Source organism: Psychrobacter sp. AOP31-B2-9, from assembly GCF_052378005.1.
GTDB lineage: Bacteria > Pseudomonadota > Gammaproteobacteria > Pseudomonadales > Moraxellaceae > Psychrobacter.
Genome location: NZ_JBQSXG010000005.1, coordinates 1 through 12,589 on the forward strand (window position 1 = coordinate 1; position 12,589 = coordinate 12,589).

Genomic DNA, 12,589 nt, shown 5'->3' on the forward strand with positions numbered 1-12,589 from the left:
TAATATTTATGTACGATACTTATAATTTAATTGATTATAAGTATCTTATTCTCAGTTCTTAATAGTAAACAATATGTCTATTAAGGTGATATTTTTTATTTTATAATTGGATTTACTATGAGCAAAAACAAAGAAATTGATTTAGAAAATCTAGACGTTGATGAGCTACGTGCTATTACTGAAAATGCTCAGCAGCTTATTGCTAAAAAACAACACCAACGTCTATATGATGCTTACATGCAGTTTGAGAAAATTGCAGAAGAAAGCGATGCATCTATTGAAGAGATTTTAAAAGCTGGTGAAACACTAGAGAAAAAACGTAGTATCAAATATCGCAATACAGATAACAATGAAGAGACTTGGACTGGTCGTGGTCGCAAGCCGACATGGTTGGTTGAGGCGTTAGCAGCCGGCAGCAAGCTTGAAGATTTTGTTATTTAGCAATATACGGATGCCATGATTTTAATTTGTTCTAAAAGAAGATCAAGTTGGCGCCACTTAAGCTACTATAGTTAGATTCAAATGATTTCGATATAAGAAGTCTGGTGCAGGCTATACTTTAGTATGGTTAACGGGGATGATGATCTAGCGGAATTATATGGGCTAGGCTATAGATTTATATCTATGGTAGGTTAACGATATGGTTGATTTAGTTTAAAAGAGATATAAGTCAACTGAGTGTAGAGGTATATTTAATATCTCAAGCGAGGTTAGCGCTTTAATATTACTATAGTGGAATGACTATAGTAATAAGCTCTGTATATATAGAAGCCAGCAACTCTTTATCAATATTTGATAAAGGGCTGCTGGCTTTTTTATCGTTTTTTACTACGGTTAATTCAAATTAAGAGGGGTATAAAGCAACAGAGTGTAGAGGTAATATAGTAATACTTCAGGCTAGGTTCGTGTAGTCATACATGTACAGTAGAATGACTACATGGTGAGATCCTAAGTATATGATCTAATCAATCACTTCCATAACGTACATTAGTTTGCGCATTTATAACACAGCTAAACACAGCATCTACCATATTCTAGTATAGCCAAATCCATATAAATCTGCTACATAGTCATCCCCGTTAACCATACTAAAGTATAGCCTGCACCAGACTTCTTATATCGAAATTATTTGAACTCAACTATAGCAAGTCCTAAATAAAAGAGATACAACCACGCGATACAGAGATACATTTTTCTTGCTTGCTGTTCCTATGCAAACAGAGGCTGGGTAACCTGTAACGCTGTATTAATTTTATAGTGGATCGGCTATATATGCTAAAGCGTGTCATTATTTTAAAAATATTGATAAAAATGAGATAAATTACTGTCAAACAAGGAAAATAGCGTAGATAATATTTAGATATTAGTCAGCTGTTTAACACCGTTGACAGAATGTAGTAATTTTCAACTCATTTAGATAACTATCGATTAAATTGAAAACACGTCCTAATATGGTAATAATATATTTATAATATGAGATTCCCAAAATATAATTTACCGTATCAAAATCTCTTAGTTTTTAATATTTCGTACTTGCCCTTATTTTTGCTATTCTAGCTTTTATGAGTTGCATAAAGTGAGTATGAGGTATTTATATATTTAGTTAATAGTATATAAGTTAAGGTGAATATATGACGAGTCATGAAAAAATAAAAAAGAGGTTTCTTTTGGGAGCGGTGGTAATGGTTTTGCTGGTTGTGCCTCGACGTAGCAGTCGGAAGGCTGATATAGAGGAATCTAATAATCCACAAGCGAAAAAATAAAGTTCACACCTATAGCAAGTCTCTAATACAACAGATAGCTATATAGATTGGCTGAGATGGCTGAGCTTCAGAAAATATAGTCATGTAGTTGGTTAGTACTCCAATATTATTGGCTCTGTGTTCCACTTTTAATCGCAACTCATTCAATTTTTATTATTCTAAAATGAAAACATACGATAGAAGATACGATCTTTGATATAATTTATTCTGATTATTAAAATAATAATTGATAATATAGTCATTGACTTGGTTTTTTCTATAAAACTACAAACAATGAAGTATTTCAACGATACTAAAGACTCTTATGGCTGCCTCTATAACACCTATACAGGAAGTACCTGATATATATCCTCTTATTGATACCCATACTCATTTTGATGAGCCAGTATTCGATAATGATAGAGCATTACTGGTGCAGCAAGCTTATGCAAAAGGCGTGCGTCATTTGGTTTTAGTGGGATATTTATACAAGCATTTTGAGCGTATGTATGATGCAGAGCGACTATTGAATACCACAAAAACATCTAATAGCCAAAAAGTGTCACATATCGAAAGCCATATTGCAGTGGGCTTGCATCCATTTTATATTAATGAGCACAGTGAAGAGCACCTGAAAAACTTGGCAAAAATGATTGCTGAGCAGCGCCCGCTAGCAATTGGTGAAATAGGATTGGACACCTTTACTGCTGAGATGAAAGCTCCTAATGTCTTTGCAAGGCAAGTGCAGTTTTTTCAGGCGCAATTGGATATGGCAGTGTTGTATCAATTGCCCGTGATATTGCATATTCGGAAAGCACATGCAGAGGTATTGTCCATATTGAAAGCACATGCTTATGATGCACACAAACTAGGTGGTATTGCACATAGTTTTAGTGGTGGTGAGCAAGAAGCAAAGGCTTTTATAAAGCTAGGATTCAAACTGGGTGTGACTGGGCAAATCACCAATCCAAATGCCAAAAAGTTGCGCCGTGCTATTCAAGCAGCTGTCGATAGTCATGGTATTGAATGCTTGGTCATAGAGACGGACTGCCCAGATATGATGCCCATCATATGTCAGGCATCAGATAATAGTTGGCCTAATAAGCAGTCGCGTGACCGTAATACTCCTGCCAATCTGTCATGGGTCTTGTTGAGCTTAAGTGAGCTACTTGAGGTGTCGCCAGATAGACTTGCTAAACAATTATGGCTCAACAGTTGCAATGCTTTGCGCACGACATGGGCGTATCCATTATAATATTATTTGTTATCGGTCATTGCTGGCCAAGTTTTTGATAGACCATGGGTTGGTAATACGTCGCTGACGTAAGAGAGACCCATACAATTTAAAAGAGCATATAACCTGTTATGAGTGAAACACGAGAATTCGAACTGGCAGAGTCAGTCACCACTAAAGACTCTGTCATCGCTGAGGTGACGAAAGAAGACGATCAATATGAACGTCGTTTTCAAGGAACACGAACACTCTATAGTGCATCAGTTGTTGATACTTTCGCTGCTGCTCATGTTTATGTTGTTGGTGTAGGAGGGGTTGGCTCGTGGGCCGCAGAAGCTTTAGCTAGAACAGCGGTTGGAAATATTACTTTGATTGATTTAGACGTATTGGTTGCTTCTAATGTTAATCGGCAGTTACCTGCACTAGATAGTACTTTTGGTCAAAGTAAAATTGGCGCAATGGCTGCACGTATTCGTGAGATCAATCCTAAGGTAACACTTAATTTGATTGATGATTTTTTGACAGTGGAAAACATCGCAGCTTTATTACCAAGTCGTGATGAAGCCAAAGCAGCTACTTCTCAAGGCAAGCCAATCGTTATTTTAGATTGCGTCGACGATATGAATGCTAAGTTGGCCATTGCTTTACATTGTCGTTTTAATAAATTAAAAATGGTTTGTGCAGGTGGTGCAGGTGGCAAGATAGACCCTAGCCAAATCAGGGTAACTGATTTGCGTGATAGTTATCAAGATCCGCTACTAGCCAAATTACGTAACAAGCTGCGCCATGAAAAAGGTATTAATAGTACTTTAAAAGAAAAATTCGGTATTAAATGTGTTTATTCTACAGAGCCACCACGGATAGATAAGAGCTGTCAAACAGGTGGGCTACACTGCGGTGGCTATGGTTCAGCAGTCGTAGTTACATCAGTGGTTGCGATGATGATGGTGAGCGAAGCATTACAATTATTGATAAAACAGACGGACAATAAACTGAGCGTCTGATCTTATTTAATGGAGTCCATCTTGTCTATATTTAACGTACCTAAACTTAGCTACCCAGTAGCGGCAGATGAAGAAGAGCGTATCCATAAACTTAGGAAGTATCAAGTGCTGAACGATGATGATGATCCTGCATTCAGGCGTTTAGTCGAACTTGTAAAATTGTTTTTTGATATGCCTATCGTTACTATTACTTTTATGGATGATAATACACAATATCTAAAATCTGCGAAAGGACTTGGTAGTATATGTAGAACGACACGTGAAGTGGCTATTTGTAATTATACCGTGTTATCTGATGAAGTCTTTATGATACCTGATTTGTCGATAGACAGTCGTTTTAGTCGAAATCCATTAGTTACAGAAGATCCTTATGTGCACTTTTATGCTGGTGCGCCAATTATGATTTACGAAGACAATAAAAGCTACCGCTTAGGTTCTTTATGTGTGATGGATACCCAGCCAAATTATGAGTTTGATGAGCAAAAAGCAAAGATTTTGTCTCAGTTTGCGACGATGACAGCAGATGCGTTGCAGCTACGAGATAAACAGCGCGATGCTAAACATGCTAATAAAATGAAGTCGAGCTTTTTGGCGAATATGAGTCATGAAATCCGCACTCCAATGAATGGTATTATTGGCATGGTGGAGATGTTGAGTGAAACCAAACTGAGCATTGAACAACAAGAGTACGTGGACAATATCAAAGTATCTAATGAGCACTTGATGGCGATTATCAATGGTATTTTAGATTTATCAAAAGTTGAGTCTGGAAAAATGACCATTGATGCTATTCCAATCAACCTATCTGGATTATGTAATGAAGTGGTGAGCCTTTTTGCTGTCAGAGCACGCCAACGAGGGTTGGTTTTAGACTATCACTATACCGAGTCATTGTCTCCTTATGTGAAAGGAGATCCAGTGCGCCTCAAACAGATTATTGCTAATCTCGTCAATAATGCGATTAAATTCACTCGTGAAGGAGGGCGAGTTAGTATTGATGTTAAACATGTATTCAGTTGTCAGCATGAGGGCTTAGAAGCGTACAGCGCAGATAATTATCATCTTCAAGATGCTACAACAAATAATGCAAATGATAATACTATTCACGATGCGACCGCTAAATGTGATCGCGATAAGGTCATGACATTATGTATTGAGATCACCGATACGGGTGTTGGTATTAAGGCAGAGTCGTTAGATGCGATATTTGATGCTTATGATCAAGCAAATAAATTCACACATCGTCTTTATGGCGGTACTGGTCTTGGGCTTTCTGTTTGTAAGTCTTTAGTGAATTTAATGGGCGGTTATATTGATGTAGATAGTGAGGTGGGTGTCGGTACAACCTTTAGGGTTTTGTTGCCTTTACCTGCTATCGATGAGAACCAATACGAAGCGTGGCAAGATGAAAATGACGCTACCGTGATTGACTCTAACCACGAGCGTGCTGGTCATATATTGCTGGTTGAAGATGATAACGTCAATGCGATTATCGCCAAAAAAGCTTTGAAAAAGAGTGGTCATACCGTTACACATGTTGCTGATGGACAGCAAGCAATCGAGATTTTTGCACGCTCTCCTGAACGTTATGATGTTATTCTAATGGATCATCATATGCCTATATTAGATGGTGTACAGGCTACTATTAAATTACATGAGCTCTATGATCCTCAATCACTGCCACCTATTATCGCTTTGACTGCCAATGCAATGGATGGTGAGCGCGAAAAATACTTAAAAATAGGTATGCAAGATTATTGTACCAAGCCTTTCAAACAAGAGCAGTTAAACGCATTAGTGCAGTATTGGTTGATACAAAAGCAGTTACTAGAAGAGTAACTGCTTACATAAAATTTGTATTACGTTTTATGTGTCACGGTCATCAGTACAAAAAAAGCTGAGCTACTTATCAAGTAGTTCAGCTTTTTTATTACATAATAGATAGTGGCTATCTATCATATTGCTTTTCAATACTGTTTAGCTAACACGAGTTTGATAATCACCCGTGCGGGTATCGACACGTACGACTTCGTCTTGCTGTACAAACAAGGGTACACGTACAACCGCGCCAGTCTCTAGCTTAGCAGGTTTGCCGCCGCCGCCAGAGGTATCACCACGCACACCAGGGTCTGTTTCTGTGATTTGCAACTCAACAAAATTAGGTGGTGTTACTGACAAAGGTACGCCGTTAAATAAAGTAATGGTACATAGTGCATTGCTATTTTCTTTTAGCCACTGTGTTGAGTCGCCCATCGCTGTTTTATCAGCTTGGATCTGCTCAAAACTCTCTGGATCCATAAAATGCCAAAACTCACCATCGTTGTATAGATAGTTCAGTTCAGTATCCATCACATCAGCAGCTTCTAAGCTGTCACCAGATTTAAAGGTTTGTTCTAACACTTTACCACTACGAAGATTACGCAATTTAACACGGTTAAAAGCTTGGCCTTTACCTGGTTTGACAAATTCATTTTCAAGAATGGCACAAGGATTGCCATCTAGCATAACTTTTAGACCAGCTTTAAATTCATTAGTAGAAAAACTTGCCACAAGAGACTCCTAAGGGTTGTAAATATGATGAGAGATAATGGGATATGGGGTTTGCTGTATCAAAATCGCTGATTACGCTAAGTGTCTAAAGGATAAATCGTATGCTTTGATAGGCTACGTACTAAAAGCGTATAATATTGGATTTTGGGCACAGGTAATAGGCTGTCATGATAAACCATTTAATCACACAAAAAAACTGGAAAACGCAATTATCCGAGGCCATTACGTCTATTGATGAGCTATTAAGCATCTTACAGCTTGAAGCAGTGCGAGAAAGTATCTATGTGCCTAAGCATTTTGAGTTACGCGTCCCACGTGCTTTTGTAGCAAAAATGACCATTGGCGATAGGGACGATCCTTTATTAAAACAAGTATTACCAGATCAGCAGGAGCAAATAAAGGTCACGGGTTATGTGGCTGATCCTCTAAGCGAGAATACGCAAAACCCTATAAAGGGTATGCTCCATAAATACCAATCAAGAGTACTGTTGACCATTACAGGCGCCTGTGCCATTCACTGTCGTTATTGTTTTCGGCAGCATTTTGATTATAGTGCAAATATGCCCACAGCCGAAGCAAAAGAAAAAATCATTGATTATATTACCGCGCATCCTGAGATTAATGAGGTGATTTTGAGTGGTGGCGATCCACTGAATGTAACAAACAGACGTTTATTTGCATGGCTAGATACGCTTGAATCTCTTCCTCAGTTGACTACTATTCGTATGCATACTCGTTTGCCATTGGTCATTCCAGAGCGTTTGGATGATGCATTGTTGACAAGACTATCCCAAAGCCGCTGCAACATTGTGATGGTGATTCATTGTAATCATGCCAATGAAATAGATACACTAACTGCAGAACACTTGCAGCGTGCACGAGCTGCTAGAATAACCTTATTAAATCAAGCCGTTTTATTAAAAGGTATTAATGATAGTGTGGAGGTGCAAGCGCAATTAAGCCAGTGTTTATTCTCATGTGGTGTGCTACCTTATTATTTACACGTATTGGATAAAGTGTCTGGTGCCGCACATTTTGATATCGATGAACGGTCATCAATTCAGCTTTACTGGTCATTATTGGCGGTGTTACCAGGTTATCTTGTGCCAAAATTGGTCAGAGAGCTGCCGAATAGACCTTTTAAGGTACCAATTAACATTTACAATGAGCATTAATATAGGCACTATAGTGTATCTAAAAATTAGTGGACAAAGAATGAGTTTGTTAGTAAATACGAACTGTTTATCGTTGTTATGTTTTAGAAAAGATACAAAATGAAGTTAGGATTAATATTTTTATAAGTATTAAAAAATATAGCCTACTGTAAGGTGGTATCTATTGTTGGTGACACATCTTGACGTTAAGTCATCATTTAAAGCGAATCTTCAATTCAATTAATTGTTATCTAAACGGATTGAAGGTAGTCTAATATCGTTAAATAACTGGTGATATCCCGATATTATTAGCGCTAGTTTTCGCGTTTGATGGTGATTTATCTCATGTTTATCATCTTTGTTTAAATGAGGACACGGCCTAGTCAGTATAGGTAAGTCTATTGTGTGTCGTTACTGTGTTAGAGTATATTCATTTATTAGTATAAATTATCTTGATACCATAGTGCATTTATATGAGATTGCCTATATATCGTTGTGCGTTACCTGATTAAATACTTTCCTCCTGCCAAGTTACTCAAAGCCACTAGGAAGAATGATGATAACTTTATCGATGTTTCAAGAGTACTTATCTTCTGAAGAGCCATTGCCGCCGCTACTAAATAAAATGGCAAATGGCCAAGAGGGTTATTTACGTAAACTATTGGCAGGACTGTCTTCGCAAACACAGGCAGAGCAAGCCGAGCAATTAGAAAAAATACTGACAGTATTACGCGTCGCTAATATAGATGAACAGCAACGTCTTAAATTAATGATTGCTGTAATCAGTGCCTCAGATCAGTTGATTGCAGCATTGCGTCAGCATTTCATTTATGAGACAGGAGCACTGAGTAGTGTTCAAGTAGGGTATGTAAATCAGATAAAATCATTATATTATCTAATTATTATGGTCTATGACAGAGTCATACGCCATAATACTTCATTGTTAAGCCGTCAGCGTAAATATACTACAAGTGATGGTTGGCATCGCTATTTCAGCAGTGACAAGACACTATCCACCACACTTGCTGTGGCCATTTATCAGTCATTGTTGATGTACCAAAGGCTCCTGTTTACAGAAGTGCTTTGCTATCAAAAACCATCACCTTATTTATGGGCTAAAATCAACCAGCTGTATTATCTTGCATATCAGCATCATGTAGTTGGTATCGATTTAAGTAAAATGATAGATATCTCGCGGGCCAGTAATATACATCGTTTGTACTGTCAAATTTGTTTGCATAGTTTATTAAATGTACGTGCTATGCGTCGTCCTAGTATCTTGCTAGTACAGCGCCTGTTAACCGAATGGGCTGAGTATATTGTTGCGACGATAGAGCCAAAAACGGACACTCGAATATTTGTTGATTTACAAAATAATAAGCCACCTGCCTATTTGACTGCCAGTTCTGCAATTAATCCATATGAAGATCGCTATCACTGTTTATTTATAGAATTGATGCCGATGCTAGAGTACCTTAGCTCACGTCGTCAGGTCTTAGTTCAAGAAGGTAGTGAAGGGCTTGAGAGCTACTTACTTAACAATATAGCGATGACAATGCGTTATCATTATCTAAAGTCGCCACCGAAGTTAGTGAAGAAACGTGATATAAGAAAAGAAGCTGTTTTGGTTACAGGCTTTAATAATATTCATTATCATGTAGGTGGTTCACATCTTTTTGCAAGCTTGATTGCGATGAATGAGCTGCCAGAGAAGCATCGACCTCGTTATGATACTGTTAGTAAAAAACAGGATAGTAGTGATATATTAGCCAGTGAAATTCTTGATGCTAACGATCAGTCATCATTATTTCGTACGCTGATATTACCTTCAACAGTAGATATTTTGGATAAAGGAAGTGATCGAGTAAGCCTTACTGAAGAAAGTCTTCATGCATTAGTCGCTGACGATGATGCAATGGCTGACGATGTTATTATTAAGACTGCACCGCCATTGTTATATCTTATGAGTCTTTTTTTAGTCTGTCGGTCTGAAACAGTTGCATCACCAGATTGGTCAATAGGTGTAGTGCGTTGGCTGAATCTTGATACTGACAAACCAGAAGTTGATTGGCAAGTGCTTGGAAATCATGTCGTGGCTTGTGGACTGCGTTTAGAAGGTACAGAAACACGCAGTCAGCACTTTGTACCAGCATTTATTCTTGGTAGGGAGGAGGAGCTTCAAACTATCGGAACTATGATAGTGCCAACAGCTTATTTTCAAACAGGTGACAGAGTCATCATGCGTATCAATGCCAAACAAACCTCGTTACGTTTGGGTAAGCGTCTACTGATTACAGATGAGTTTAGTCAGTATGAGGTCGTTCAGCTATAGCTGTTGGGTTTTGCCGAAAAAAATAGAAAAGTAGTGATATGAATAGAGATTTGGTTAGGCATTATTTAAATAGAGCTTGAGCTTTAATAGCCATAGAATTTAGTCATGCTAGACAATGATGGCAAGTTAGTCTGCAACCAGTTATATTATTGTCTATAATGATAAATATTATTACTCTCGTTTATATAATATCTGTGGTTAATAAGCATGTTATTTCGATCTAAAAAGTATACCCGTGTTATACAAATCGCTAATCCTATTCTTCATAGTACACTCTGTACTAGGTTGATCTTTTGGAATGTGCGTAAGATATCGAAAATAACATATAAAAATAAGATCATGTTTTAAAGGCTGATTATGCGTACTCAATCCATCTTGAATTTGTTAGTTATCGATGACGATCAGCTATACGCTGAGCACCTTGTGCACTTATTAGGTAGTTATTATGATGATGTGAATTTAGGATTTTTAGATGATAAAGAAGAGCTGTTAAAGTCGCTACGACAGTCGTGGGATGTTTTGGTATTTGGTAATGCCTATGATATGAATTTCACAGATGTCGTGGGTATCGTCCAAGAGCAAGATATTGATCTCCCTATGATTTGCCTGTTGGATGAAAAGATGGCATCGCCAATTCGTAATAATGAGGCGTTACCTAATATTATCAGCGGTACAATGGTCAAAGCACTCAAAGTAGACGAAGAAATGGCAGTGGTCATGTCTATTTGTTTGCAGCATGATAGCTTACGCAGTCGCCGTGAGCTCAAAACATTACGACATGTACTCTCTGAAGCTGAGCAACGTGCCAATGTCTTGATTAAAAACTCTAAAAGTGCGGTTGCCTATATAGATGAAGGCATCCATATTTTTGCCAACGACCCTTATCTTCAGCTTTTTGGTTTTGACTCGATGCATGATGTCGTTGGTGTACCTATTATTGACCTGATTGCAGGTGGCGATAACGTCAAAGGGTTTAAGCAGTTTTTGCGTCAGTTTGCTAAAGGTAATCGTCAAGAAGTAGAGTTTAAGTTTGAAAGTATACGAACAGACGGTAGTACTTTTGAAGCAAAGTTACAGCTGGCTGCTGCAACCTTAGACGGTGAGCCAGTGACTCAGGTTATCATCCAACAAGATCACAGTAACAGCGCCGAAATTGCCGAGCGTTTGGCTGCGGCTGAATGTAAAGATAGTCTAACAGGTATTAGCAATCGCCGCGGCTTTGAAGAAAAAATGGAAGCGGTGTATCAGCAAGCACGCCAAGACTTGTTGACGGCAGGTCTACTATACGTTCAGCTTGATAATATCGGTAAAATTAGAAGTAGTCTAGGTTTGCAAGGCATAGATGCTACTGTCAAGCAGGTGGCGTATGCATTAGATGAGTTGGTGTCAGATGGACATGTTAGCCGTTTCAGTGATACCGCATTTACTATTCTTGTAGAAGACAAGAGCGGCTCAGAGCTTAAAGAACTGGCTGAGCATATTGGTTCGCACATCAGTAGTATGCTTATTGAAGTGGAGAAACGTACTACTAGTACGACGGTCAGTATCGGCATTGTCAAAATTGACAAAAATACGGTAGAGCCAAATATATTGCTCGAGCGTGCGATGGATGCCATCAACCAGATTATGATTGAAACATCTAATCATGGCGACACTTACCATTTATACGATCCAAGCGAACATGCCAATAGTGATGATAACGCATTGGCGGAGTCATTAGTTGATGCCATCGCCAACAATCGTTTTGAGCTATCGTTTCAGCCAATATATGATATTGATAATGATCGCAGTGATTTCTTTGAGGTCTATCTATGCTTACCATTAGCCGATGCTGAGAATACGGTGTTGACTCCTGATCAATTCATGGCAGTTGCCAAAACGCATAATTTGCTAGAGAAGATAGATCGCTGGGTGCTAATTAATGCCTGTAAAAAAATAAATGATGTACGTAAAACGCACCCTGAAGCTAGGCTGTTGGTACAGTTAACAAGCGCGTCATTGATTGATAAAAAACTACCTAGTGTTGCTAGCCAATTGATAAAAGCGGTGGGCGGTGCAGCAGGTGTACTTACCTTACAGTTTAATGAAAAAGACATCTCAGATCATTTGACCATCGCGAAAACTCAGTTTGCAGCGCTTAGTAAGATCAGTTGTCAGCTAGGTATCAATAATTTTGGCTCTTCTGCCAAATCTATAGAAATTGCTAGTTTTGTGCAGCCAGATTTGGCACGTTTGCCGCGTAGCTATGTGGAGGATATTGACTCATCAGATAACTTAGATACGGTGAAGTCACTTATTAGACGAACCAATGAAGTCAATGTTGATGTGCTAATGCCTTATATCGAAGATGCTGCAACGATGTCTGTTGCTTGGAGTGTGGGTGCGCGCTATCTACAAGGTTATTACTTAGAAGAGCCTAGTAGTACGATAAATGTTGCGACTTAATATGCCATAATGTCTTTTGTGGTATTTGTCATTTAAGCATTATTTGTTGGTGTATAAGCTGACAAATAATGCTGTCTTTTTGCCAGTATTTATTTATGTTGTTTATATACGGCTGATATTCTCTAACC

At 38.3% G+C, this 12,589-nt stretch carries 8 protein-coding genes; 7 read left to right on the forward strand and 1 reads right to left on the reverse strand.

Annotated features, from left to right (window positions below; genetic code table 11):
• The first annotated feature begins 117 nt into the window (after nt 1-117).
• From ACT3SX_RS01200 to ACT3SX_RS01215, 4 genes are all read left to right on the forward strand, one after another.
• Nucleotides 118-441 (forward strand): H-NS histone family protein, encoded by a 324-nt coding sequence (locus tag ACT3SX_RS01200; protein WP_192521019.1) that lies wholly within the window; start codon nt 118-120, stop codon nt 439-441.
• A gap of 1,626 nt (nt 442-2,067) precedes the next feature.
• Entirely contained in the window at nt 2,068-2,997 is a 930-nt protein-coding gene (locus ACT3SX_RS01205; protein ID WP_192520423.1) for a TatD family hydrolase, read from the forward strand.
• A 110-nt stretch (nt 2,998-3,107) separates the two neighbouring features.
• Complete coding sequence (locus ACT3SX_RS01210) at nt 3,108-3,980, forward strand: tRNA threonylcarbamoyladenosine dehydratase (protein ID WP_192520422.1); 873 nt, start codon at nt 3,108-3,110, stop codon at nt 3,978-3,980.
• 21 nt (nt 3,981-4,001) lie between these two features.
• Entirely contained in the window at nt 4,002-5,819 is a 1,818-nt protein-coding gene (locus tag ACT3SX_RS01215; RefSeq protein WP_442069475.1) for an ATP-binding protein, read from the forward strand.
• Nucleotides 5,820-5,957: 138 nt separating this feature from the next.
• Here the strand turns inward: ACT3SX_RS01215 and efp are convergent, their stop codons facing one another.
• Nucleotides 5,958-6,530, reverse strand: coding sequence for an elongation factor P (efp, locus tag ACT3SX_RS01220; protein WP_192520420.1), 573 nt, complete (start codon nt 6,528-6,530; stop codon nt 5,958-5,960).
• A 167-nt stretch (nt 6,531-6,697) separates the two neighbouring features.
• Here efp and epmB point away from each other — a divergent pair, with 167 nt between their 5' ends.
• From epmB to ACT3SX_RS01235, 3 genes are all read left to right on the forward strand, one after another.
• Entirely contained in the window at nt 6,698-7,705 is a 1,008-nt protein-coding gene (gene epmB / locus ACT3SX_RS01225) for an EF-P beta-lysylation protein EpmB (protein WP_192520419.1), read from the forward strand.
• A 535-nt stretch (nt 7,706-8,240) separates the two neighbouring features.
• A complete protein-coding gene (locus ACT3SX_RS01230) occupies nt 8,241-10,016 on the forward strand; it encodes a hypothetical protein (protein ID WP_442062662.1) in 1,776 nt (591 codons plus the stop codon).
• Between the two features lie 357 nt (nt 10,017-10,373).
• On the forward strand, nt 10,374-12,461 hold the full coding sequence (locus tag ACT3SX_RS01235) for an EAL domain-containing protein (RefSeq protein ID WP_192520439.1): 2,088 nt from the start codon (nt 10,374-10,376) through the stop codon (nt 12,459-12,461).
• The last annotated feature ends 128 nt before the right edge of the window (nt 12,462-12,589 follow it).

What these genes read in the sequence shown, in the direction of transcription:
- ACT3SX_RS01200 (WP_192521019.1), top strand. Translation starts at nt 118, where the DNA reads ATGAGCAAAAACAAAGAAATTGATTTAGAAAATCTAGACGTTGATGAG.
- ACT3SX_RS01235 (WP_192520439.1), top strand. Translation starts at nt 10,374, where the DNA reads ATGCGTACTCAATCCATCTTGAATTTGTTAGTTATCGATGACGATCAG.
- ACT3SX_RS01205 (WP_192520423.1), top strand. Translation starts at nt 2,068, where the DNA reads ATGGCTGCCTCTATAACACCTATACAGGAAGTACCTGATATATATCCT.
- ACT3SX_RS01210 (WP_192520422.1), top strand. Translation starts at nt 3,108, where the DNA reads ATGAGTGAAACACGAGAATTCGAACTGGCAGAGTCAGTCACCACTAAA.
- epmB (WP_192520419.1), top strand. Translation starts at nt 6,698, where the DNA reads ATGATAAACCATTTAATCACACAAAAAAACTGGAAAACGCAATTATCC.
- ACT3SX_RS01230 (WP_442062662.1), top strand. Translation starts at nt 8,241, where the DNA reads ATGATAACTTTATCGATGTTTCAAGAGTACTTATCTTCTGAAGAGCCA.